Below are 25,507 nucleotides of genomic sequence, written 5' to 3'. Positions count from 1 at the left end.
GCGATACCCGTTAGCATGCTGGCTCAGCCACTGTCCCCAGTGTTCGCAGAGCGTTTGCACGCTAAAGGCACTGGACTCAAACCAATGCAGCGCCTGCGGATAGACATGTTCGCTCAAACCCAGGGCGTTCACCTAACTGGTAACCGCTGCCGGTTGGCTATTGAGCAGGATGCCCCATACCAGCAGGACGAACCATCGAAACGGGGCTTCCCGGCTAAAGACGGGACGGAAGTCGCCTAAGATTTGCTCAAGACGCTGGAAAAGTTTCATAATAGTACTGGCTGAAACGCTTTATATCAGCCAGTTTCGGACATGATGGGTCAGTTGACTCAGCCCATGTCCGTTTTCCTTACCGTCTCGCTACCGGACAGAGAACTTCCCACTGCCCAGTTCCCATGAGTTAGAGACTAAAACCTATAGCCTGTAATGATTTCAAGTTCAGATTGCGTCTGGTGACACCAACCCTAGTTTTTCACCATGTCGCAGCTGTAAATCCACTATTAACAACGTTTATTTTTTAAGTTCAGATACAATAGAAGTTGTAAAGGACTCTATCTTTTCAACAAGTTCACGTCCTTGATATGATTCAAACATATTAACATACGCACTTCCTATAACGATAGCATCTGCATAAGGGGCAAGAGCCTTTGCGTGTTTAGGTTTTGATATACCAAAACCAACGGCAAGCGGAGTAGTAATATATTCACGTAATTTAGTAAGTTTTTCAGTTAATCCGTCTGGTAAAGACTCCCGCATTCCAGTAACTCCCTTTTGAGCAACATAATAGGTAAATCCTGTTGATGCACTATTGATTTTAGGGAGACGTTCTTCGCTTGTAGTGGCAGAACAAAGAAATATAGTTTCCAAAGAATCTTGAGAATTTACATTCATAAACTCATGAGCCTCTTCTGGAGGAAGATCAACAATTAGGACTCCTTGTATCCCCGCTTTTATTGCTTCCTTACAAAAACTATCGTACCCAATATTATAAACCAAGTTACTGTATGTATATATTGCAATAGGGATTTTTAACCCTTCCTTCCTCAAATCTGAAATAAATTGAAAAATTAATTTCAGCGAAATATCTTTGTTAAGAGCTCGCTCTGTGGCTTTCTGAATTACTGGCCCATCAGCTATTGGATCGGTGAAGGGAAGTCCAAGTTCAATTGCTGTACAGCCTGTACGAGACAAAGCGAAAATTACTTGCTTTGTCGTTTCAAAATCAGGATCTGCAAGCAGAATATACGGTACTAAAGCAGTATAGCCATCTCTATTTTTTTCTTTAATAGAATCACGAATAGTTCTCATTTTTTAAATTTCCAGTCTTGGATTATACTCACATCTTTATCGCCTCTACCTGAAAGATTTACAATAAGACTTTGCGACCTATCATATTCTTTAGCTTTTTTAAGTACATAAGCTATTGCGTGCGCTGATTCGAGAGCAGGAATAATGCCCTCTTCTTTACAAAGTATTTTTAATGCTTCCATAGCATCTACATTATTTACATAGAGATAATTTGCACGTCCTTTATCCAAGAGGTTAGCATGCTCAGGACCAACTCCTGCATAATCTAAACCTGCCGAAATACTTGACGTTAATTCAATTTGTCCTTCTTGATCCTGCAAGACGAATGTCTTCATTCCTTGAAAAATACCAATACGTCCACCAGAAAATCTAGCAGCATGCTGACCAGGAGATATATCAGACCCTCCTGCCTCAATCCCAATCAGCTTTACATCGTCTTCCATAAATCCATAAAAAATACCAATAGCATTACTTCCTCCGCCCAAACAGGCGATAACTTCGGCTGGCATTTGCGTCTCCACCTCCATAATTTGTTTCCTAGCCTCTATACCTATAACTTTTTGGAAATCTCGGACAATTAAGGGATAGGGGTGTGGTCCTAATGACGATCCTAATAAATAATAAGTATCATCAATGTTAGTTACCCAATCGCGCATTGCTTCACTCACTGCATCCTTTAAAGTCCGCGAGCCTGATTCAACAGCCTGAACCTCTGCTCCCATCAATCGCATACGTTCAACATTGGGCTGTTGTCTTTCCATATCTTTTTCACCCATGTAGACTAAGCAGTCTAAAACGAGTACTGAAGAAGCTGCCGCTGTTGCTACGCCATGTTGCCCTGCGCCCGTTTCAGCAACAATTCGCTTTTTGCCCATATATTTGGCAAGAAGAATCTGACCAATGGCATTATTAATTTTGTGTGCACCTGTATGTGCTAAGTCTTCTCTCTTGAAATATATTTTCGCGCCACCTACTTTCCGTGAAAGATTTTCTGCGAAATATAGAGGAGTTGGTCTCCCTATAAAGGTTTTTTGAAAATGTAATAGATCTCTTTGAAAATTCTCATCACCCTTTAAAGAATAATAGTTTTTTTCAAGTTGTATCAGTGGTTCCATCAAGGTATCTGGTACAAAACGCCCTCCATATTTACCAAAATAGCCATTTTGGTCGGGTAATTTGTTGAATTGTTGTTCTGTCATGATTATTTGAAATTTCTATTTATGTTATGGATGCTAAACTTTGCATAAATATAGACTGTTTTTCTCAAGAGTGAGACGCTTTTGTCACTCAGAGAAAATTTGATTCTACTATGACAAAAAAGAGATAATCAGACATAGGATTCGAGTGAGCCTTTTCTTCTCACATCTAATGTGACGCAGTAAAATCTTCCGCCGAGAGTCCTAGCGTGGCGTAAACTCAAGGGAATAACATCAATTTTATATCGTTCCAGTTCTTTAATTGGGATAAAACTAGCCAGTGTTATCATGAGGGGCAATTGTAGAAAATATTGCAGCTTTTAGTGTTTAAGATGATGAAAATAGCTTTCGATCTATAATCTCTAAGACTATTGCAGTATATATTTTTTATTGATTTTAGTTCTCGAAAAAATATCACAATTTTTCATAAACTATCCAAAAATTGCAAAAATAAACTTCTCTGGCGATCGCTTAAAACCAATTTTGAAACCCTTGCAGAACAATGATTTCGAGTTAGATTGCCTTTCATGACAGCTTCGCTAGATCTACCGCAGATTTTTGTTTCACTACCTTATTTAGCGACGCTCTCCTATCAGAAGGCGACCTCTGGCTCGACCTCTAACTAGAAGAATAAAATTTTAAGACCTGCCCTCTAGCGTTATCGATAACAAATTCCTTGCCTTGCCAGACTGCCGAAGGATGGACACGGGGGAGATCTTCAACTAGGGCATTTCTCGACTGCTCTACGCCTTCGAGCAACCAAGAATAATGCTGAGGCTCTATCTGATAGGCATCGAAAAAAGATTGTAGCGTCTTTTTATAAAAGGACATTATTTCTCGATAATGCTCTTTTATAATACCCTCTGCAGTTTTCTCAGCTTGCTTCTGTTTGTTTATGTACTCCACACTTCTAATCGTTGCAATGGTTGTCTCTGTAATCCATTTCTGTTTAATTTGTACAACGGTTTCTGGAGAAAATATAGTATTTAGCACTCGTTGTTCTACAATATCTCTTGCGCATGGTTCCTTGTGTGCATAGAAACGTACAGCATTCTGTAGTATCCATCGCAGGGGAAAAATAATCCTTTCTGGGAAAACAACCTCTCTGAAGAAGTCTTCAGAGAAGTTGCGTACTTCATTTTCGACCGCATTTTGAATGCGGGTCATGTGCAAATAGAGCCCACTTGCTCTTTCAACATTCGAGCTTCTGGTTTCGCCGTAGAAAACACTTTGCCCCTTTGCAAAATTACGGATCATCTTAATCAATCGATCAATCTCGGTCTCGGAGTATGCATGAGCTGGTCCAAGGCGAATTACATTACCAACTGCCTGCAAGACTCGACCCGATTGATAGTCCGTACCAGTAACGATATTCAAATCAGGTTTCTTTAGTTGGTGTTGACCGCCGACTGCAAAACTCCAAACGCGAAACATCTTTAATGCATCGCTAGTATCTGGGAAAATGCTCTCTTCTGGTAGCCCCATTTCTTCAAATGCCCAACTTAGAAATAAATCGTGACCGATTACCGCGTGCCAGCGCCACTTTTCATCTTCCTTCACGCTATCGTTTTCCAAATAAACAAGTGCGGCATCTGTCCCTGATACTGGAGCTTCGTCAAGAACGATTGTGCGGTTCGACAAGACGTAAGCGAGGTGTCCTTCATTGTCTATGAGAGCGGCAAATTTGCGTCCCAGAGCGTCGCGATTATTCAGTTTAACGATTCGAATTGTTTCAACTCCTTCTCGGTCAATAATTATCAATTCTATTGTTTCATCATCTATCACTCTCCTCTGGTGTCGCGGTATCTGGATGTAAGCTTCTATTGTAGAAAGATCAACAGGGACAGCCACAGCTTTGGCGCAATTGGCGTGAGGTCGCAAGTCTTCAGAAAACCTGGATGTGTATTTAGCAAAGAGTCGTAAAGCAGCCGTATACTTGTAGGTCAAGAACGGCATAACGCCATCCACAGTCGAATCTGTATTTAAGATAGCAACGTTATCTGCCAGTAGCTGAGGATGATACACCGTATCACCGTCAGACACAGCGATTATAGCTCGCTCCAACCGTTCCCAATCATTATCGTGGAGGCACATTTCATAGATAGTTGAAATGATGCGATCTACACCAAATCGAGCAGCACTCCCACCTCCAGATATCGGTTGATTCGTATATATTATGCGTGCTCTGCTTGTGTTTTCGGCAATAACAAGCTTGACAATTTTATCTGAGCCATCTGTCGAATTATTATCGACAGCGACGATTACGACACGTTCCATGTCTATGGACTTTTGATTCACTAAGGATTTCAAAGTAGCCCTTATATGAGGTGCTTCGTCCATAAATTTTATGATAATGAAAATTTCGCGTTTTTCCTTAGCCATTGCTTCGATTTCATCGAAGGATGCTGACTGTTCTCGCTCAAAGTAGTTTCTTCTACCATCAATAAATCGTTTGACAATTCTTCTTTGCAGTCTCAGAATCTCAGCTTTCGTTTCGAGCGATTGGGTCGCGATTAGTTCAGCCTTTTCTTGGATTTCGCTCTGATGCGATAAGCGAGCCCACTCGACTCCACCGATTAGTTCAGCGTACTCTACGATCCAAGACGCTATCTGCCGTTTCAAACGTAAAACTCGCCGTGCGTCGTCAATTTGGATAGATTCGATGTCGTTAACATCAGAAGTTTTGTGAAGAGCGAAAAGTGGACTGTTCAATGCAGTCTTGAAGTCTTGCTCCTGGTTTTCTTGAGTCCATTCTCTATGAAAAACATTATTTTTGGGCAGTTTGCCAAAAGCGCCAAGTTCAGCAAGTAATGTTTCAACGGGCAATAAATTTTTCATTTGATATTAACTAAGTCGATAGTAAAGGTGGGAATTATTGTAAATGACTAGAAAATAAACGTCCGAGTTGCTTGCAGGCCCACTCGCTTTCAGCTTCATTGTAATAAGCGAAACAAATCCGCAAGAAATTTGTGAAACCTTCTTCTTGCGAGAAGAGGGAACCAGGACGAAACCCAATTTTGAGTATCTGAGCCTCTGCGAGTAACTCCTTACTATCAATATATTGCGGAAGTTTTAGCCACACGAAGAACCCTCCTTTCGGTTTTGTAAAACCTACTACTTTAGGAAGTACATGATCAAGGACTTGGATCATATGAGCACACCGTTGGCTATAAACCTTACGTACGCGCTCTAGATAAGAATCTTGTAGCCCAAGTGTAATCGCGCTTTCGACAATCGCTGAAGTAAATGGATTGACGCCACCACCACTTTTGATAACGCCGCATCGGCCAAGTACAGAAAAATGCTTCGGTTCTGTCTCAATCCAAGCAAGCCGTAACCCAGGAGCAAGTATCTTTGAGAATGACCCTAAAGATATGACTCTGCTATCATCGAAAGCAGCCAATCGGCTCGGAGTATATCCATTATAGTTAAGAAGTTGATAAACTTCGTCGGCTATGATGAAAAATTTGTGTTTTTCAGCCAACTCTATTAACTTCCTTCGCCTTACCACTGATAGCGTGACACTTGTTGGATTGTGATGTACAGGAATTGTGTAGAGAAATGCTGGTTTCTCCATCTCCAGCAAATGTTCTAAAGCAACTACATCGAGTCCATCAGAATCAGTTGGAACCGATACAATGCGTAAGTTCCTCCCTTGGAGTATTTTGAGTGCTAAGAAGTATGTTGGAGCCTCAACAAATACCGTATCTCCAGGTTGCGCAAAGCATCCTGAAATGAGGTCAAGTCCATGTGATGCACCAGCAGTCAAAAAAAGTCTCTCAGGACGTACCACAGAACCGTAATGGCGGGTGAGAAAGTCTGCGAGATGCCCGCGTAGTGAAGGACGACCCGCGGGAGCATCTCAAAGTTGCAAAAACATCAACAATCGTAGGCTCTATTCAGATAGGCACATCGCACCTGCAAGGCTTGCTGAACATTGTCGGGCACCCATTGAGCGCCTGGGAGTTTCATGCGATGGTCAATCTGCTTGATGGCTGACTCAACTGCACCTGAGCCAATCGAACAGATTTGTTCAGCTTGAAAATAGCCGTAATTCACAATTCGGTGACGATGTCGCTCCAAGTAATCACAGAATCGCCGGGCTTGCTCCAGAGCGCAGTCGGTAAATAACGCCTGGGTTTCATCAACCCGCCCTTCCCATAACAGAGCTTTGGCTTGTTTCAGCCGTTTTAATGAGCCCCCAACTCCATAGAGGTTTTCGACCAAGTGGTACCAATCGAGAATTTCTAAACGGGTTTCCACGGTGGCGATGGGACGAAACACCGCCCAGACGCCCCGATGCCCATCGCCAAGGCAGATGATGGGGTTCGCTAACGGTTGGCTATTTAGCCAGTCTTGCAGCCAGTCATTTGCCTGAAACGCCGCCCCATAGTACAGATTCTCGACCCGAGCACTCTTGTATTCTTTCCAGTAACTGGGTTCGCCTTTTTCCGGATGCCGCAGGCGCACTTTACCGCCATCGACACTGATCTCGGTGACCGTCTGCTTCGCCTCCGGTGGGGTCTCACGTTGGCGTTGCACGAGGCGTTGCAGCGTTGAATGACTCAACGACATCCCCGTTAAAACGGACACGTCGGTTTCGCCTTTCCCATAGCTTTGGCAGGCCGCAACCCGCAACGCACATTTCTCAAAGAGCGGGCTGAGACGACCGTGGGGTTCGAGGCCCAACCGCTGGGCTTGCTGTTCCCGAATCGGGAGGGTCCCCAGAACACTTTTTAGCTGCCGGGGGCGTCCCCGTTGGGTTTGGGTGCACGCTTCGACAAAAAAATTCCCACTTCGGGACTGACGTGCTCCAGCATCTGCTGCCGCACCGTCGTTTCAATGCCTTCAAGTGTGTCAACGGCTTCAGGAGGGCTATTGCGATGCAGAATCTTGGCAATCTCGCGGCTATGCTGGGCTAAGGCGGCTTGGTCTTCGGGGGACAAGAGCTTTTGGGGTAGAGACTACCCTTTCATCTCAGCACAGATGCTGGGTTCTCGCAAAAATGAGATGCTCCCACGACCCGCTTCTGGCGAGTACTGAAGACAGCTTGTATCTATTAGAGAAAATCGGTGTGCAGAAGCCTTTCGGAGTTCTGCAAGAGGAAGAAGCGCAAAATCAGGTCGTCCTATTCCAAGATCTATTAGCTCACCGTCTCGTCGTTGAGTATGTTCTATCATATGAACAATATTCTATTACGTAATGAATTTTTCGGATTACCAAAGAAGGTTACAATAATAATTTATACTGAAGACGCTGTCTATTCAGCTCAAAACCTCTTTCTGATGAAAGCTATTACTTAACTAGTAGCTACTAGCGATTTTTTGGTCGTAACAGGTCATATTTGATGTCGGCTATTGTCGGGCAACCACACAAAGCCATAGCCAAATTGACTTCATTGCGTAGGATTTTGAATATGTGCTCTACCCCCTCAGTGCCACCTACTGCTAATCCCCAGAGTACAGGTCTACCAATAAGGACAGCATTAGCACCAAGTGCTAATGCTTTGATAACATCGGTACCTCGTAAGATACCACCATCGAGGAAGATGTCTGCACTTTTGCCTACTGATTCGACGATAGGCGACAGTGCGTCAATAGTAGCTGGTGCTGTATCGAGTTGACGCCCTCCGTGGTTGGAAACAATAATACCGCTGGCGCCACTACACACAGCGTGTTGTGCATCATCGGCGCGAATGATACCCTTAACGATAACTGGTAGCTTGGTGAGCGAACGCAACCACTCGATATCCTTCCAAGTAATTGAAGGGTCGAAAAGTGACGCAAAATGTTCTGCCATGTTTTTGTTGCGCGTATTTTCGGAAGTTTTGTACACGTCCATGGCGAACACATTTTCTAGTTGAAGTTCAGCAAATAAATCTACTCCGCTGCGAATATCACGTTCGCGATGCCCCATTACTGGAGCATCGACAGTCAATACCAATGCTGAGCAACCAGCTGCTTCTACTCGTTTGACGAGTGCTTTAGTAACCGCACGGTCTCTGTAAATGTAAAGCTGAAACCAGATAGGGCCTGATGCATTAGCAACTACTTCTTCAACTGGTGTCGTGCTCATGGTACTTAGAATCATGATTGTACCCTGTGCGCCAGCAGCACGAGCAGTAGCCATCTCGCCATCGGGATGAGCTAGTTTATGAAACGCCAAAGGTGCTATAAGTATCGGTATAGAATTTTTTTGACCCAGAATCTGCGTCTGTAAGGAACACTCGTTTACATCCACTAGAACTTTGTAGTATAAATTAATACGAGAAAATGCCTCACGGTTGTTACGCAGTGTGATTTCGTCGTTAGCGCCGCTGGCGAAGTAATTCCAGATAGGCTGCGATAAACATTCTCGTGCAATGGACTCAAAATCCATGAGGTTAACAGCTCTATTCATAGTAGAAACGATTGGTTTCATAACATTGTTACCTTCTCGCCAGCGCAATTTAGATGACGAGTTATCCCTCGTGTGTCTAGTACATAAGGGGCATGGGTTACCACTGCTTCATAGTCCACCTGGCTATGGTCAGTGGTGATGATGACCAGATTCATAAAGGAGAGGTTTTCTGCCGTCAAAGAAGTGCTTTTGAAGGAATGTTCTCCAACTTCTAATTTAGGAATATATGGGTCATAGTAAGACACCACAACCTTCTCTTCTAGAAGTAATTTGATGATTGAAATCGCGGGAGATTCCCTCAAGTCAGGCAGGTCTTTTTTGTAGGTCACCCCCAAAATAAAACAGCGGGACACGGAAGGTGCTATTCCTAATCGATCAAGGATTGAAAATGCCTTATTTTTGACAAAAGAAGGCATCTGACGATTAATTTCGCTGGCGAAGTTAATGAAGCGGGCATTGAAGTTGACATCTTTAGCTTTCCATTTTAAATAATGGGGATCAATTGGAATGCAGTGACCACCTACCCCAGGACCCGGATAGAAAGGCATAATTCCAAATGGTTTTGTGTTGGCGGTATCTATCACTTCCCAGACATTAATATCTAAACGATCACATAGCATAGCAAGTTCATTCACCAGAGCAATATTTACTGCTCGAAAGGTGTTTTCGAAAATTTTCGAAAGTTCTGCTACTTTGGAACTGCTGATGGTGGTAATAGTTTCGATAGTTTGTTGGTAGAACAATGTTGCAACTTCTAGAGAGTGAACATCAGAAGCACTTACCACTTTATTGATGTTTTTTGTTGTGTAGCGCTGATTACCTGGATCGATTCTTTCGGGAGAATAGGCTAAGAAGAAATCTTTCCCTCGCTTAAGCCCACTACAGCGCTCAAGAATAGGGCATATTACTTCATCTGTTGTGCCAGGATAAGTAGTTGATTCTAAGGAAATAAGTTGTCCAGGACGCAATCGCTTGGCAATTTCTTGAGTAACTTCCTCGATATAGCTGATATCTGGGGTTAAATCTTCAGTAAGAGGGGTCGGCACACAAATAACGATGACATCCATTTCAGACAAACGCCCAAAGCTTTCCTCTGCTTTAAAATAGCCACTTTCTACAACGCGCTTTAATTCATAGTCTTTGACATCTTTAATGTAGTTATGGGCTTGGTTGACCCATGCTACCCGTTTTGAATTTCGGTCCACCCCAATCACCGAAAACCCTACTTTTGCTTTTTCAACAGCAAATGGTAATCCAACATATCCCAGACCAACAACTCCTATTTTGCAAGTAGAGTGCAAAATTTTTTCGCGAAGCTGGTGCAAACTATTATACATCTGTTTCGTTGAAAGTTTTTAAAAGTCAGAACTTCGTCGGTTCTTCGTATGTTGTATGTCCAAAATTTAAAAGCTTCAGAATAAGCTAAATCAGTTAATTGATCCTAATTTTCAGTATTAAATTTTTACATCGATAATAAACAACAAAACAAAATTAGAGAACGGTTTTCTGTATGATTGCTATACTGTCTCTTTAAAACCCTTAGCAAATATGGTCTCAACATCAAACCAAATCCCTTGCTTTGTGGTATAAGTTTCTATTTCTGCAAGGTGTTCTTTTTTAAATAACTCTAGATTTTCAGGTGGCAGTTGTGAAACATAGAATCTAAAACCGCTGTTCCACACTATGTTCCACCACTCATATACGTTATTGAGATAATAGCCAAGCTGTTGAGTTTGTATTTCAATCTTTTCAAACCCTGCACTGTTTAGTGAGTCATAACACTTCTCAGTTGAATCAATCTGTTTGGCAGGAACTGGCATTGTCATTGAAACACAGTGTTTTTGAAGGCGTGTTAATAACAGTTCTAACATGGGCTTAAAGGCTATTTGATCGAAACTCGAAAAAGATACAAACCCTCCTTCTTTAGTGACCCGTCTCCATTCTTGGAGTGCAGCAACTACATCAGAAAGAAAAAAAATACCAGAAGCGCAGATTACCCCGTCAAATTCATTATTTTTAAAATTTAGGGATTCAGCATCTCCCACATGCATTTCTACATTTTTAAAGCCCATAGCTTCTATATTTTCTTGCGACTTTTCCAGCATATTTTTAGCAATGTCAATCCCTATTACATTACCTGTAGACCCAACAGATTTTGCCGCAGCAAGGGCCGCAAAGCCTGTACCAGTTGCAACATCCAAAATCTTTTGCCCGCTTTGCATTTTTGCCAATTTAACTAAATGGTTTGCACAGTCTGGCAGATATCGTAAGGAATGAGACTCATAGTCAGCAGCTGCTAGATCAAATCCCAATGCTACCTTCTGCTTATATCGATTTAGTTTTTTTATTTGGCTCATATTCTTTTCCAATCACATATTACAAAAAACGACACTAAAAATTGTTTAGCTCAAAATACTATTACGATAATTCTCAATTCTACTCAAGTAACAAAATTTCAAAAAACAGATAAATACAGCTTGCCTCTTATGTAAATGCAAACAGCAGTGAACGTAAGTAGTCAATCGGTTTAAAAAGCTAAAAGAGCTTTTTGCTGCAAAGTAGAAGAACAATTAATTACCTTCTTATACTAATAACCATGTACAAATCTTGTATAGTACCCAAAAGTGTACAATAGATAGATTGAATCAATCTAATATGACTCCAGGTCCTGGTTGACTGACAAAACTAGTCCGGCACATACTCATACGTCCGTATTGTGAACTCCAATTGATAGGCGCGTTTCTGATAAGTAGCCCGTGCTAAAAACATCGAGGTATGCTTAGGTTTGCAACTTGTAGCTTGACAGGTGGGGGCGTCATGGGAATGCAACTACGGGTCTTTCTGACACCCGAGGAAGATCGCACCTTGCGAGAACTGCAACGAGCGACGACTGTCCCTCAACGGGTCAAAGACCGAGCCCAAGTGATGCGCATGAATGCTCGGGGAGACTATGTTGAGATGATTGCAGCCTTTTTCAATTGGCACGTGGAGATGGTTCGCAAAACGCTACACCGCTGGCAGGCAGGTGGATTAGGTGGGTTATGGGAAGCCCCCGGTCGGGGAAAACGTCGCCGATGGCAAGAGGCAGACATGGTGTACATCGAGCAAGTCTTGCAAGTGGACGAACGCACGTATACGAGTCCACAATTGGCCGAAAAATTAGAACAAGAGCGCCGCATTCATCTGAGTCCTGACTATCTACGGCAGGTGCTCAAAAAAAGGGGGTGATCTGGAAGCGCACTCGCCACAGTCATCGTGAGCGTCAGGACCCGCTCCAACGAGCGCTCAAGCAAGCCGACTTGGATATGCTGGAGTTGGCTGCCGCAGCAGGTGACATTGACTTGTTCTATCTGGATGAGTCAGGCTGCTGCCAGTGGAGCCCCGTCAGCTACAGCTACTATTTTCGCGGTCAGCAAAACCGCCAGGAACAGAGGAAAAAGCGGGGACGACGGCTGAGTATTTTGGGGCTATGGCAGCCCTTTATCACCTTTATTTATGGGCTCGTGTTTGGCTCCTTCAAGAGTGAGGACTATATCGCGATGCTCACCGGTCAGGCTAAAGATGCGGCGACGGAGTATGACAAGACCGGGCGTATTCGCGTGATTGTGCAAGATAATGGCTCCATTCACACCAGTCAGGTGACCCGACAGCACTGGGCTGAATGGGAAGCTCAGGGACTCTATATCTTTTTCTTGCCCTCGTATTGCTCAGAGATGAATCCCATTGAAGGGGAATGGCAGCACCTCAAGCGCGATGAACTGGTTGGACAGATGTTTGAGTGTGAAGCAGAACTGGCGTACAACGTTGTTATTGGCTTAGAAGACAGGGGGGAGAAAAATGGCCACTCCACTCACTATGTAGATGTTAAAGCTGCGTAGATGTTAAAGCTGCTTAATCTATTGTCACAAACATCGGCTTTTTATACCTGCCCTACTTATTGCTTTCGGGAGGCCATAGCCGGTTGCGGATCTCGGTTGCTGGTAAAGTGCACCCGTCGAATGAGCCGCCAACCCGTCTCCAAAGCCGTTTTAACCCAATCCCAACCGATGCGGAAATAGCTGTTGCCCCGCAACCAGTGGGGGTCGACCCAACCTCGTTTGCCCGATTTGACCACCTCAACCCCTTGAGCAGAGACCTAGAGAGTCGCGACCGCCAGGATAAACCAGAGGCGAGAGAGGGCACAGACGGAGCGAAGTTCTGATTGCTGTACATTCCAGCCATTGGACTGCTCATCCAGGAAAGTCTCCTCAATATCAAACCTCAAGCCGTATTCCTCGAAGGTCTTCAGAGAGGTCGGTTCATCGCTGACGATGGCCCAAAACTCACCGTTGACGTTGTTGCGACCAAAGGCCACATGAACCGGGCCAAACCACTGACTTTTATGGAGTTTGACGTTGTGAAAGCAAAGCGCTTCGCCCCGATTCAGGCGAAAGTCCTTCAACGGCCGCCAGCCTTTGCCTACTCGCCAAATCCAGGTGCTCGTTTGAGGCGTATGCGGTAGTGCCAGCCGAGTTGGGTGCTCATCGCTCGCATGCAGTCAGTATGCACACAGCCTCGATCCGCCAGCACCACCACTTGACGCCCTTGGGTAAGCGGTTCACCGCCTGGTAGAGCATCTCGCGATACTCGTGGAATGAAACGGAGGCACTTTGCCGTTCGAGGACCCGCCAGACCACTGGCAACGCCCGTCCCCGATGCACCACCGCCAGACGGAGCAAACAGGACTGGTCCCAAAACATCGAGGTGTCTAAGCTCAAATAGAGTACGTCCTCTTGCCAGTCGGCTAAGGCAGCTTGAATCAGCGGTTTGTAAAACCGCTGAACATTGAGGCGACAGTTATGCAACCACCGACTGAGCCGTCGCTGTTTACTTTGCGCCTGCCACCCTCGGCACGGGATATAGGGTAGCCAACGGGTTAAGTTCACCTCCCCGGTCTGACTCAGAGCGACCACCATCCAGAGACACGTGGTCAGATGGGTCAGGTGAGCCCATGCATTGGATTGACCCATCCAGGATTTCAAGGCATGGTAGAGGCGGGAGGTTTTTTCACAGCATTCAGGATTGTGAGTGGTATCTAATCTTAGAATGCCAACTCCCACTCAGTTTTCCCATGTCCCTCAAAGCTCTGTCTCACAAGCGTTTCAGGCGTTCGACCATCAACTATTGTCAGTCAACCAGCTCCAGGTCATAGTTTGAGCGAAATTGATGACAGTAGAAAGATCATCTAGAATGTTTTCACGTCAATCCCAACTCTCTTTCTGCCATACGTTGACCTCCTTGTCCGTTAGTGTCTCGATTTATTCGCCACAGCGGGTCGGTCATGTTTAGCGTGGTCTAGCTGAACCACCAAAAAGAACAAAGTCAAACAACTGTGCTCATTGGGGAAGGCTCCAATTTCATCTGCCTTGGCTCGAAATTCTCGAAAAAATCGTTCGAGGGCATTGGTCGTGCGAACCCAGCGATGCCAAGACTCGTCGAGTTGATAGAAAGTAAAGGTTCGCTGGAGTCCCCACTGGAAGGCATGGATGGCATCGGGTTCCAGTTCCTGCCACTTATCAACAAAGGCTTTTTTGCGCTGCTGGGCCTCTTTATAGGTGGGCGCATCGTAGATAAGCTGTTAGGCATCATCTAAATTACGTATCATAAGGTATGATTCAAGTAGGTTAGCTATGCCAATCAAGAACTACTTAACGCCAGAAGAGAAGCAAGAGTTACAAAAGCAGCTCAAGTCCCATGAGCATCCTGATATTCGCGAGAGGATTTTAATTCTTCTACTACGCAATGATGGCAAAACGCAACAAGAGATTGCTGATTTTCTTGGTTGTTCTCTAAGAAAAGTAGCCTATTGGTGTACGCATGGCGACCCAAGCAATCTAGATAGCCTGATCGATGAGAGGATGAAAGGAAACTTTCATAAGGCAACGGATCAATACGTTGACTTATTGCTAGAGGTTATCGAAAAAGATCCGCAAGGGTTGGGATATGAATTTGGGAGATGGACGGCTGCACGCTTATCGGTTTATCTGGAACAAGAAACAGGGATTCGCTTAAGTGGAAGCCAGATCAGGAGAATACTAAAGTCAAAAAAGTACAGTACGTTTTCCTCTGGGCTAAGTATAGCTTAGAGGATAAGCAAGATCCAGAGAAGCGCAAACTATTTAAGGCTAAGTTAGATGAATATTTAAGAATTACAAAAGAGACGCCAGATAGGCTGCAGGTATGGTTTTGGGATGAGTGTGGCTTTAGTTTAAGAGTAATTCGTCGAAAACTTTGGACCAAAAAAGGAAGTCGCAAAAAGGTTTCAGGGATCCGCAGAAAGGGTAGGGTAAGTGTGATGGGAGGAGTCCGCTTTTCAGACAAGAAGCGACTGGTTGACTTTCTGGCAAAGGGGACAGGAGAGAATTTCTACAAAGTTCTTAAGGGATTTTATGAAGAAGTCAAGTATGAGTGGGTGAGTGAGGGTAGAGAGATTGCTGATTTCGAGAAGGAGAGTCCTAAGATAGTCATCATTCTGGATAATGCCAGTATTCATGAAAAGGAGGAATTTATTGAAAAGATAAAATTAGAGATGTCTAATTTGGTGTTAGAGTTTCTACCCGAATACAGTCCGGACTATAACCTCATAGAATTAGTTTGGCATTCGGCAAAGGAATATATTTCTGGTCGTCTGTTTAAGTCCATAGAAGAGCTTGAGGCTCTGGTAAATAAGCTACTCAATGAGGGAGAGTTGATTATAAAGTGGGACCGCAAGCTCAAGAATAAGGGAAACGCTGTTAATGCATTTTAGATGCGCGACAGCTTATTAGTCTTTTATTTTCTGCGAGCACAATATTTAGTTTACTATCTTATTTGAGCGTTTTTATTTTTGGGAATTCCCTAACATGAATCAACAGTCCGGACAATTGTCTGAAGGGGCGCTGAACCCCTTGATATCTCGTTCCTATCCCCTGGCAGAAGATGACTGAAGCCCTCATTCTGTCGTTAGATCTCGAAAACTGTCTGGAGTCGTTGATGAATAATAATCTCAATAAAATTTTTCAAGCTTTTTTACACTCCTCTAATGAAGAAGAGCTACGACTAATTTTTATGGACTTTGCAGATGAATACTTCGGAGCAAAACATTGTGGCTTCTATCTATTAGATGAAAACTATGTCCCAATCCAAGCATATATTAAGGGTTTGCCTGATTCTTTTATTGATTATTATGAGCAAATTGGTCGTAGTATGGATTCAATCCTAAACTTTGTGATTGAGCGGCATGTTCCAATACATGAGCAATTTATTTTAACAGAAAGATGCTGGAAGCAAAGCTCGTTGTATCGGCACGTTAGCTCACGATATGACCAGGAACATATCATGACTGGCCCCATTATAGGGAATGGTCGTCTTATCGGAACGCTTAATTTGGCGCGTGGAAAGAAGATCTCAGCATTTACTGTAGATGACCTAATGGACTTTAATGCAATATGCACTCATCTGTCAACGCGTCTTACGGCTCATAGGTCAGTTCAGCCAAAAATATCTGGCTTTTTATCAAAAACAAGTTTCACTAGCCTTACCAAGCGTGAACAAGAAATTGCTACTTTCGTAGCTAAAGGATTAACCAACACCGAAATCGGTACAAAACTTTGGATCAGCGAAAATGGCGTTAAGCAAGCTTTGAAGCGGATTTTTCGGAAGCTTGATGTTTCAAGTCGTACTGAGCTGATAGCCAAGTTATTTTTACGCACTTAATTTAGTAATCGGCGTTTGAGTAGCATTTGATACCGCTGACGAACTTAACATTGAGGACGGAAAGGGCGTATTTAGCGGTCGGGGGAGTAGCTTGTCGGCGGATCCGGAACATGGGGGAACAAGCTCTCAAAGCGCTGATTGACCCAAGCCAGTCGCAACAGCAGAAGATGGTTAAAGCCATCCTCACTCCATCGCATCCCCACCCCCTTGAACCGTTGTTGAATCAACCACTTGCAGGCACTTTCGACCATGCCTGAGCCGAGGGGAATCTGCTGGCGGGCAAACTGTTGGTATTGCATATGCCGATAATGGCGCTGAAAGTAAGCTTGCACCTGGACCAGGGTGTCCAAAGCGGTCCCGCAGAAGAGCTTAGAATTGAGCAGTGCGGTCAACGCCCGTAGGACGTCTCGAGTGCGTCCATGGCGCAACAGATACCGCCAGCGCCGAAACCAGGCTCGGGCCTGGGCGGAACGCTTTTCCCCAAACAGTGCCTGGGTGGCTCGGGCGAGTTGACCGGCAGCATGAAAGAAATCGAGAACGGCAATAGCGCAGTGGGAAAAGCACGTCTGATACACTCGCCAAAACCCCCGTCCGCCATCACTGAGCCAAATCACTTGAGGGGCGGCCTCGAAGGCTTGGCGCTGGGCTTCCAACTGCAGGTGAGGGATGAACTGGTCGATATCTCCCAACACCGCCACCAGTCTGTGGTGCAGGAGTTTTGGGACCGCCACGCCAGCCTGAGTCAGGCGAGTCCCTAAGCGGGCTAAAATCCCCACCTTGACCTCGCGCCATTGGATTTTGCCTTTGGCGGTTTTCGGAGTTGGGCGAAATGGAACCATCACCCCGTCCGCCCCAATGGCAAGCGGCAGAGTCGCCAGGGTCGCCTCCAAGGGGTCAGGGGAGACCTCAGCCCCAGACGCCTGCGCTTGCAACTGCTCCATTAATTCCGCCTGCACCTGCTGCCCTCGCTGCTGCACCCAATTCCATAAACTGGCGGCACTCACCGATAGCCCGCTCCACTGACTCAGCATCCAACTGGCTAACTCGTAGGGCATCACCAGGCTGAAGAGACACCCCAGGCGGATCACTTCCTCGCTATGCTGCTGGTAGGGGGCGATGCCCAAGGCTTCATCTAATGGCACCGACAAGCTGCCTCGGCACCCAGTTGGGCAGCGACCGACCCGGCGCTTTCAGGTAATCGAACCGACCAATGTCTATATCTGGCGAGGAGGCTGCCAGCCTTTGGACTGGAGCCGGTGTCCACACGTCGGCCACAAGGGCCAGGGGGCTGGCCTTGTGGCTCGGACCGACAGTTCGCTTTCCGCGCCAGCATTAACCCCAATTGCAACGCTGCATAGACCATGTGCGGCAGACTTCCCGCCGATTGCAACACCGTGAACTGCTCTTGGCACTCACAACGCTCTAGCCACTGGCTTAGGGTAGACGATAGACTCATGACATCTTTTGGTTTGGGTACAGGGGCTATTGTCCCTTACCCATTTTTCTTTTGAGGCTCCCCTAACCCCTGGATACGCCCGATTAAAGAGTTTACCTATACTCTTACCAAAGGTTTTCTGCATTGGCAGTACAAGGGAGGCATTGAGCGGGGAACCTTGCGCTATAGCTGTGAAACCCAAGATTTCCAAAGGTTTCAGGAGTTGATCAAGCAATATTCCCCTGCTTCGTTTGAGGAACTTGAGGGCTTTCTGCTATGACTCGGACGTATTCTCAGGCAGCACAGATTCGGACCAGGCAAGTTGATCCACTGCTGGAGCAGCTTGTCGCTCAAGACACGCCCCCAGAGTTATACCAGAGTGCCAGGTTTGTGAGCACCTAGGTTTGAGCCGGAGGGTCTTCATCTTTCTGAGTATCTTCTGGTTCTGTCAGGATGCTCCAGGCGGCATTAATGGCCCGATCGAGCCGATTGCCCATGGAGGTCAGATTGGCCACGAACGTCTCCCAGGTTTGGGTGGCTTCGTCTTGCATGTCCCGAGCTGTTTTTTCTAGGGCCGCCTCCTGTTCTTGAAAGAAGTCTTGGGCTCGCTGCAGTGTCGTCTTAGCCCGTTCAACGGCTTCGACATAGGTCTCTCGGCTGAGTTCACCGGCCGATTCCATTTCTGTGGTGGCCTGTTTCTTGATGGCATCAATCAGTTCGCCAAATTTCTGCTTGACTTCGTCAGATTCATGGGGCATCTGACGCTCTACCATGGCTCGGGTTTCGTCGGTGACGGGCGTGATTGAGTCATCAGAAGACGACTCTGCGGGAAGGTTGGTCTGTTTATCCGCATCAGTAGTCATGGTGGGCGATTTGAACGCATCTACATAGGGTATGCGGCGCCGACATCTAGCGTCTCCCTATACTCTTAACGTAGCGCTAGATGGAGGGATCGACCACAGGCTCAGGGGCTATCTTATGGCTGGTGTACCGATGCTCCCTGGGGTGGCGCGACCATGACCCGCTCTGGCTTCAGTTGGTATCCGCTGGTCTGGGATCGTATCTGGGCAATACCCAGCAGCTCATTGGTTTGATTGAGCACCCGTAAAGGTCTTCCTGCGGCGACTGGTGCCTGCTCGAGGGATAATTTTTGTCCGTGGCAAAAGCGGCGGGCAGCATCACCGGTTAGGGTAATGGCGGGTAGGTGAGTCAACATTGCCGCTGGTGCGATCAGCGAGAGTCGGTTCTCTGCCAGCTGCCGTTCCACTTGGTCTAGGGTGAGACTATCGTCTAGATGAAAGCCATTACTGCGGGTTCGCGTCAGGGCTGATAGGGTAGCTCCTGATCCTAACACTTGCCCCAGATCTCGAGCCAGGGCGCGAATGTAGGTGCCGGGTCCACATGCGATCGCAAGGGTCAACTCAGGCGCCTCCCCCGGCTGCCAATCCAGGACTTCAATGGAATGCACCGTGACCTGGCGGGTGGGTATCTCCACAGGTTTTCCCTGGCGAGCCAACTCATAGAGCCGTTGTCCGTGCACTTGAATGGCACTATAGCGGGGCGGCACCTGCGCAATTGAGCCCAAAAACCGAGGCAAGATCGACGTCACTTGCTCTAAGGTGACATCTGTGGCCGAGCACTGCTCCACAAGTGTGCCCTGCAGGTCATCGGTGGTCGTCGTCAGGCCAAATCGGATCACCGCATGATAAGCCTTATCGGTTGCCAGAAACCGCAAAAGCTGAGTCGCCCGACCGACAGCAATGGGCAATACCCCCGTTGCCGCTGGATCTAGCGTCCCTCCATGGCCGACTTTCTTGGTCCGCAGTAACCGTCGCAGTCGGCCAACACAGTCGTGGGAGGTCCACCCCGACGGCTTATTCAGATTGAGAAATCCTGCTGTCGTCATATTCACTTCCTGGCTCTCCAACCCATGGCAACCATAGGTGCAGCACGATTGTCTCTGTGTCTGGCCCTGTCTCGGCGCCGAGATCGGGTCACCTAGCCGCGATGCTGAGAGACCGTTATAGGGCCTGATGCAGTTGCTGTTCTGTTAAGGAAGTCAACAAACTCAGAGATAGGGGTTGCCGCCCTAGCTGTTGGGCAAACGCCGGTTGTAGTCGTTGCCGTGCCGCCTCATCCCCTTGCAAATGGGCTTGAAAGAAGGCAGCTGTCATCACTTCCATATAGGCCCGAGCCAAAGCTGGATTGGGTCCGATCACAGGCGCTGGAATCGGTACCGGTTCATTGGCCCCATCTACCGGAGCAATCACCGAAAAATGGGTACCGCTATCCATCAATAGCAGATAACGACGGGATGTCGTCAGCCAAGTGAAGGGCCGAATCTGCTCCGGCAAGGCAGGGGCCACCGTATCCACCTCGGAGGCGACGATCATGGTTGGCACCCTAATCTGGCCATAGCCCTCAGGACCGAAGAGAGAGCTTCCAATCGGGTTCATCACGAACACGGCCCGCACCCGGTCATCGGCTAAATGATTCGCCACTGCCAAGGGCTGAGCCTGACACTGCAGCAATAAGGACAAATTAAACGATAGGAATGGATCTTGGCAGCCAACGGCTTGGGCGCTGTAATTCAGGCCGGCTCCGGCTAAGGCCAAGGCCGTGTAACCGCCAAAGGATTGACCGATGACACCCACCCGATCGAAATCGAGGCGTCCCCGCAGTTGAGGATCATTGCGGGCCAGCTGTTGCAGCTGATCCAGCACCCGGGAGACATCCTGGGGACGCTGCAGAAATTCCTCATCCTCGACAATGCCGCCAGTGCGTCCCTCCAGCAGCGAGAAAATTTGATTGGCGTTGCTACCTGTGTGCTCTAGGGTGATCACCGCAAAGCCGTAGGCGGCGAGATGCTCCGCCAGGTAGGCGAAACTATTGCGATCGTTGCCCAGGCCGTGGGAAATCACCAACACCGGTAAGTTGGTTAGGGAAGTCTCTCCTAGGCGCCTGGCCGTAGGTAAATACAGATCTACTGGCAACGACAGGGTATCGAAGGACTGACGCCGCCAGCCATAAGGTTGGGCTGGGCTAAACAGCGCAATTAACTGCTCCGTTGAGTCCGGGGTGGTCCCATTGTTGCTAGGATCTCCAGCCGCTTGCCGAGCTAGGCGACGCACCAATGCGATCGCAGATCGGGCCTGTTGAATAGTCTCATTCAAGTTACCGGTAATTGCCAGGCCCCGCAGCAGATCAATTCGCACCGCCTCCGTCGGGAAATGATGCAAGAAACTCAACGCTGTGAGCCCCCGTTGTTGATCTGCCGCCGCCAGAATCAATCCGCCGCGAATGGCCGAAAATCCAGGCTGCCGAGCTGCCGTCTGAACAACTTGACCAACCTGCTTTAGCAAATATTTACCCTGGGGAGTATAGAGAAATTGGGCCACCGGCACCGGGCCAAATTCTGCCGACTCCGTCAACACCTGACGAATCTGCTGCAACTGCTCATCATCCAGCCCTAATAACTTGGCATATTGCTGCAGTTGGCGGCTCAGTTCCCCAGTCTCGGCAAAGTGTTCTAAATCCTGAACCTGTACAGAGCGCTCTAAGATGCCATAGGTAATAATGACGCGCTCAGCCGCTGCCACCGGAGTCCCTAAGCCAAAGACCATGGGCACCAGACAGCCCAAGCCCCGCCAGAGCCAATTGCGCCAACGAACCCTGCCAGCGAATCGTCGCCCCATCGCCTGCCGCATGTCTATTCCCTACTCACACCACAGGTTCTGCTCACACTCATCTACCACGAGATGCATCGGGCCTAGCAACCGCCATCAGACCCGCGGCAGTTGTGCCCTAGGTGGCTCCCTAGCCCGACATATTGGCGCCCCATACTGCCCGGCACTATCTGGATAGCACCGTATCGGCCTAGCTAAGGAGGTCTCAGACTTGACTTGGGGCCACCAGCTTTCGCCTCGAGCTTAACCCCCTTAGGAGGGGGGCATTGCAGATACTGATTCCGATTCTCTCACCACAACCTCCAGCAATCCCCCACAGGCATCTTCAAGCAGCTCTAAGACATCGTGAAAGCCATCGACTTCCCCGTAGTATGGATCAGGGACCTCTTGTTCCCCATGGCGACGGCAGAAATCACACATTAACTTCACTTTGTACCAGTACTGCCCAGAGAGATCCAGCGTCAAGATATCCTCATAGTTCTGGCGATCCATAGCCAAAATCCAGTCAAATCGCTGCAAATCCTTCGGGACTATCTGTCGCGCTCGCCCCAACAGTTGCAGCCCTCGCTGCGCTGCTGCTGCTGCCATCCGTGAATCCGGAGGACTGCCCAAGTGATAGGCCGATGTCCCTGCCGAGTCACAGATAACCTGGTTTGTTAGCTGCCGTTCCCGCAGTAGGCGGTTCATTAGATTTTCTGCCGAGGGCGAGCGGCAGATATTGCCCAGGCAAACGAACAATAGACGCACTGGCATGGCTTAGTCTTACAAGCCCCCTGGCAGATTCAGACCACCTGTCAGCTGCTCCATGCGCTCCCGCATGGTCGTCGTCGATTTTTCATAGGCATCCCGCATCGCTGCCGTCACCAGATCCGACAACATGTCAGCGTCTTCTTGAAGGGCATTGGGCGCAATAATGACCCGCCGTGGCTCTTGATTTCCGCTCAGGACTACCTTAACTAGGCCATCCCCCGCCTGTCCTTCAATTTCCATCTGCTCCAGTTCTTCCTGAAGCTGCTTTGCACCTTCCTGAATTTGCTGAGCTTTTTTGAAGGCCTCAGTCAGCTCCTTCATCTTGCCGCCTAAGCCAAAACCAAATCCTTGCCCTTTCGTCATGGTAAGAGGTAATTAGATAACGTCAGTACACTAAACGAGAAACCTTCTGAATTCTAACGCCCAAGGGACGCCTACTTAAATGGCGGGAAATGGCCCCAAGATTTTTACCTCAGTTTCCAGCTGCAGCGACCATTGCTCCAGCACTTTCCCCTGGATATGGCTAATCAAACGGAAAATGTCGGTTGCCGTTGCTCCGCCCTGGTTGAGGATGAAATTGGCATGTAGTTCAGAGACCTGGGCAGCGCCAATTCTATATCCCTTCAGCCCTGTCTGTTCAATAATCCAACCAGCCGTATAGGGCAACGGATTGCGAAATACACTGCCACAGCTGGGCAGATGATAGGGTTGCGTAGCCCGACGATGCTTCAGATCCCGGAGGGTATCGGCGGTGACCTGCTTAGGATCGTAGCCTGGCTCCAGCTGAAACACTGCCCGAACCACCGGTTTAGACCGGTGTTGTAACACCGATGTTCGGTAGCGGAACTGCAAGTCCACCGGCATCATGGCTCCTGTTGTCGCATCTGAGTTAAGCACATCGACTCGCACTAGGATATCTGCCATTGAAGCTCCATGAGCCCCTGCATTCATCACCACAGCACCCCCTACAGTGCCGGGGATGCCCGCCGCCCACTCTAGTCCACGCCACCCTCGCTTGGCAGCCTTCCAGGCCAGAGTCGGTAGGGGTTCGCCTGCCATGGCCGTCACCTGCCCTGTGTCGTCATCAAAGGTCACCTGTCGTAGATGACGAGTGACAATGACCAATCCCGACAGTCCTTGATCACTGATGAGTAGATTCGACCCAGCGCCTAGCAAGCGTGTCGGCAACTCCAGAGAATGAGCCCATTGTAGGCTATTCAGCAGCTGGGCTTCTGTACGAGGTATCGCTAACCAGTCCGCCGCTCCTCCTACGCGAAACGTCGTGAACGGGCCAAGGGGCGAATGGGCATGGATCGGGCAGTCAATCCTAGGCAAAACGCTAGAGGTATTAATCACAGAAGTCATAGTTTACTAAGCCATGGCACCTGATCATCGCCATCACAACAGAGGCCTAGCTACAGGCCTTATGCAGGTACTCCGCCTCAATATCCGCATAAAATGCCATGACACTGGGAATAATTTGATTTAGATTACCGGCTCCCAGAAATATGACCAGATCCCCCGGTTCTAAGAGCGATGTCAGCCTCTGTTGAACCTCTGCCAGCGTAGCTTGGTAATCAACCTGGTCATGGTGGATGGCAATGGTCTCAGCCACATCTTTACCAGAAAGACCACACTGATTGACTTCTCCAGCGCTATAGATGTCAGTCACAATAACTCGATCAGCATCGGCAAATGCCTGAGAGAACTCAGGCAAAAAAGCCGCTATACGGCTATAGCGATGGGGCTGAAACACAGCAATAACTCGGTGTTCCTTGCCCGTGGCCACATCACTTGATTGCAACCGAGCCGCCGCCAATGTGGCTCGAATTTCACTGGGGTGGTGGGCATAATCGTCGATAAAGCGAATGTTGTGGTAGACGCCGCGATGTTCAAAACGACGGCGAGCTCCTCGAAAGTTAGATAGCCCTGTTGCAATGGCTGTGAACGGTAAGCCTAGATGACGACCCACCGCAATTGCAGCCAAGGCATTACTGAGATTGTGCTGGCCTAGCACCTGTAAAGACAATTTACCTAGGGGCTGTCCCCGTTCCAGGATTAGAGCCGATGTTCCGGTAGCGCCATAACAAATGGAATCAGCCACATAATCGGCCCCTGACTCTGGATGCAGACTATAGGTGACGACAGGGGTGAGAGCTTGCCGCACGGTAACACAGTCGATACAGCCCACTAGAACCCGGCACTGCCGCTCAAAGGTCTGGAAAATATGGATCACCTCGTCTAGGTTTTGATAGTGGTCGGTGTGATCTAACTCAATATTCGTAACCACCCCCACCATGGCCGCCAACTTAACTAAGGAGCCATCCGATTCGTCGGCTTCTGCCACCAAATAATCACTGCTTCCCAAGCGAGCGTTCCCTTCCCAAGCAGTTACTTCGCCTCCAACTACAATCGTAGGATCTAGATCTGCTTGCAGTAGCATTTGGCCAATCATGCTACTGGTAGTCGTTTTCCCATGGGTACCCGCCACGGCAATGGCAGCGGCGTCATCAATTAACGCGGCTAATACATCAGAGCGGTGCAAAATAGGACACCCTAATTCGATAGCCGCCCGATACTCAGGATTTGACTCGTTGATGGCCGTAGAACAAACGACCTGAGGAAGCTGTCGACCCCCATCCATCCCAATCGTTGGCGCGCCAGAGGCAGCAACCGAGGCGACTTGATTCTGGAAGAAACTTAAGTTGACTGCTTCTTGCTTCCAAAAAATATGGGCCCCTGCTTCTTGCAAACGCTGGGTAATATGGCTCAACTTCAGATCGGATCCAGAGACCGGGATCTGCCGCTTGGTCAGGATGTAGGCCAAGGCAGACATACCAATCCCACCGATACCGATGAAATGGAAAGGTCTGCCGCTAAAATCGACAGCATTCGGCATCTTATACTCCTCAAATACCACACCACACCAATATCAGGCGTATCATATCAAGGATTTCTCAGCTAACCTACATGTCAGGTTTCCCGGGGTGTCCCAGATA

20 protein-coding genes and 5 pseudogenes are annotated in these 25,507 nt (G+C 47.7%); 3 read left to right on the top strand and 22 right to left on the bottom strand.

What is annotated here, in order from left to right:
* Positions 1-132 precede the first annotated feature (132 nt).
* The 10 genes and pseudogenes from XM38_RS26110 to XM38_RS18390 all read right to left on the bottom strand — a co-directional run bounded on the left by XM38_RS26110 (position 133) and on the right by XM38_RS18390 (position 11,260).
* The gene (locus tag XM38_RS26110; RefSeq protein ID WP_187329463.1) at positions 133-270 is read right to left on the bottom strand and encodes a hypothetical protein; all 138 of its coding nucleotides are present in this window, start codon (positions 268-270) and stop codon (positions 133-135) included.
* Positions 271-510: 240 nt separating this feature from the next.
* Positions 511-1,308, bottom strand: a complete 798-nt coding sequence (trpA, locus tag XM38_RS18430; protein WP_080805840.1) for a tryptophan synthase subunit alpha — start codon at positions 1,306-1,308, stop codon at positions 511-513.
* Positions 1,305-2,507: a tryptophan synthase subunit beta gene (trpB, locus tag XM38_RS18425; protein WP_080805842.1), complete on the bottom strand. Its 1,203-nt coding sequence runs from the start codon at positions 2,505-2,507 to the stop codon at positions 1,305-1,307. Before trpB ends, trpA begins: the two co-directional genes overlap by 4 nt.
* A 128-nt stretch (positions 2,508-2,635) precedes the next feature.
* Positions 2,636-2,767 (bottom strand): annotated as a pseudogene (locus XM38_RS29110) (inosamine-phosphate amidinotransferase 1); the annotation flags it as partial.
* Between the two features lie 355 nt (positions 2,768-3,122).
* Entirely contained in the window at positions 3,123-5,342 is a 2,220-nt protein-coding gene (locus tag XM38_RS18415; protein WP_080805844.1) for a glycosyltransferase family A protein, read from the bottom strand.
* Positions 5,343-5,376: 34 nt separating this feature from the next.
* Positions 5,377-6,345 (bottom strand): annotated as a pseudogene (locus XM38_RS18410) (aminotransferase-like domain-containing protein); the annotation flags it as partial.
* Positions 6,346-6,383: 38 nt separating this feature from the next.
* A protein-coding gene (locus XM38_RS18405; protein WP_088429129.1) for an ISKra4 family transposase occupies positions 6,384-7,450 on the bottom strand; the annotation gives its coding sequence in 2 pieces (ribosomal slippage) (positions 6,384-7,294 and positions 7,294-7,450; 1,068 coding nt in all).
* Positions 7,451-7,817: 367 nt separating this feature from the next.
* Entirely contained in the window at positions 7,818-8,924 is a 1,107-nt protein-coding gene (locus XM38_RS18400; protein WP_202978918.1) for an alpha-hydroxy acid oxidase, read from the bottom strand.
* Positions 8,921-10,240: a nucleotide sugar dehydrogenase gene (locus XM38_RS18395; RefSeq protein ID WP_088430638.1), complete on the bottom strand. Its 1,320-nt coding sequence runs from the start codon at positions 10,238-10,240 to the stop codon at positions 8,921-8,923. Before XM38_RS18395 ends, XM38_RS18400 begins: the two co-directional genes overlap by 4 nt.
* A 180-nt stretch (positions 10,241-10,420) precedes the next feature.
* On the bottom strand, positions 10,421-11,260 hold the full coding sequence (locus XM38_RS18390; protein WP_080806988.1) for a class I SAM-dependent methyltransferase: 840 nt from the start codon (positions 11,258-11,260) through the stop codon (positions 10,421-10,423).
* 460 nt (positions 11,261-11,720) lie between these two features.
* Between XM38_RS18390 and XM38_RS18385 the strand changes: the two are divergent.
* A pseudogene (locus tag XM38_RS18385) lies at positions 11,721-12,781 on the top strand (IS630 family transposase).
* A 56-nt stretch (positions 12,782-12,837) separates the two neighbouring features.
* On the opposite strand, the gene XM38_RS27175 reads toward XM38_RS18385, so the two are convergent.
* The 4 genes from XM38_RS27175 to XM38_RS29105 all read right to left on the bottom strand — a co-directional run bounded on the left by XM38_RS27175 (position 12,838) and on the right by XM38_RS29105 (position 14,514).
* Positions 12,838-13,017: a hypothetical protein gene (locus XM38_RS27175; protein WP_225889353.1), complete on the bottom strand. Its 180-nt coding sequence runs from the start codon at positions 13,015-13,017 to the stop codon at positions 12,838-12,840.
* Between the two features lie 21 nt (positions 13,018-13,038).
* On the bottom strand, positions 13,039-13,344 hold the full coding sequence (locus XM38_RS27170) for a hypothetical protein (RefSeq protein WP_225889352.1): 306 nt from the start codon (positions 13,342-13,344) through the stop codon (positions 13,039-13,041).
* A 79-nt stretch (positions 13,345-13,423) separates the two neighbouring features.
* Entirely contained in the window at positions 13,424-13,912 is a 489-nt protein-coding gene (locus tag XM38_RS18375; protein WP_137455168.1) for a hypothetical protein, read from the bottom strand.
* Between the two features lie 275 nt (positions 13,913-14,187).
* Positions 14,188-14,514: a transposase gene (locus tag XM38_RS29105; protein WP_080806986.1), complete on the bottom strand. Its 327-nt coding sequence runs from the start codon at positions 14,512-14,514 to the stop codon at positions 14,188-14,190.
* A gap of 58 nt (positions 14,515-14,572) precedes the next feature.
* Between XM38_RS29105 and XM38_RS18365 the strand changes: the two are divergent.
* Positions 14,573-15,690, top strand: a pseudogene (locus tag XM38_RS18365) (IS630 family transposase).
* A gap of 224 nt (positions 15,691-15,914) precedes the next feature.
* Entirely contained in the window at positions 15,915-16,637 is a 723-nt protein-coding gene (locus XM38_RS18360) for a helix-turn-helix transcriptional regulator (protein ID WP_080807015.1), read from the top strand.
* 71 nt (positions 16,638-16,708) lie between these two features.
* Here the strand turns inward: XM38_RS18360 and XM38_RS18355 are convergent.
* The 8 genes and pseudogenes from XM38_RS18355 to murC form a co-directional block, all read right to left on the bottom strand.
* Positions 16,709-18,093: pseudogene (locus XM38_RS18355) on the bottom strand (ISKra4 family transposase).
* A gap of 377 nt (positions 18,094-18,470) precedes the next feature.
* Complete coding sequence (locus tag XM38_RS18350) at positions 18,471-18,935, bottom strand: hypothetical protein (protein ID WP_080806983.1); 465 nt, start codon at positions 18,933-18,935, stop codon at positions 18,471-18,473.
* Positions 18,936-19,048: 113 nt separating this feature from the next.
* Positions 19,049-19,978, bottom strand: coding sequence for a tRNA pseudouridine(55) synthase TruB (gene truB / locus XM38_RS18345; RefSeq protein ID WP_080806980.1), 930 nt, complete (start codon positions 19,976-19,978; stop codon positions 19,049-19,051).
* A gap of 115 nt (positions 19,979-20,093) precedes the next feature.
* Complete coding sequence (locus tag XM38_RS18340) at positions 20,094-21,779, bottom strand: alpha/beta hydrolase (RefSeq protein ID WP_080806979.1); 1,686 nt, start codon at positions 21,777-21,779, stop codon at positions 20,094-20,096.
* Between the two features lie 231 nt (positions 21,780-22,010).
* Positions 22,011-22,511 carry a low molecular weight protein-tyrosine-phosphatase gene (locus XM38_RS18335; protein WP_088430634.1) on the bottom strand — a complete coding sequence of 167 codons (501 nt, stop codon included), beginning with the start codon at positions 22,509-22,511 and terminating at the stop codon, positions 22,011-22,013.
* A gap of 9 nt (positions 22,512-22,520) precedes the next feature.
* Entirely contained in the window at positions 22,521-22,871 is a 351-nt protein-coding gene (locus XM38_RS18330) for a YbaB/EbfC family nucleoid-associated protein (protein WP_080806976.1), read from the bottom strand.
* 75 nt (positions 22,872-22,946) lie between these two features.
* Positions 22,947-23,873 carry a UDP-N-acetylmuramate dehydrogenase gene (murB, locus tag XM38_RS18325; protein WP_088430632.1) on the bottom strand — a complete coding sequence of 309 codons (927 nt, stop codon included), beginning with the start codon at positions 23,871-23,873 and terminating at the stop codon, positions 22,947-22,949.
* 46 nt (positions 23,874-23,919) lie between these two features.
* Positions 23,920-25,407 carry a UDP-N-acetylmuramate--L-alanine ligase gene (gene murC / locus XM38_RS18320; RefSeq protein WP_080806972.1) on the bottom strand — a complete coding sequence of 496 codons (1,488 nt, stop codon included), beginning with the start codon at positions 25,405-25,407 and terminating at the stop codon, positions 23,920-23,922.
* Positions 25,408-25,507 lie beyond the last annotated feature (100 nt).

The organism is Halomicronema hongdechloris C2206, assembly GCF_002075285.3.
GTDB classification, from domain to species: domain Bacteria; phylum Cyanobacteriota; class Cyanobacteriia; order Phormidesmidales; family Phormidesmidaceae; genus Halomicronema_B; species Halomicronema_B hongdechloris.
Note: the sequence above shows the minus strand (reverse complement) of the source record. Positions and strands in the feature narration are given on the sequence as shown.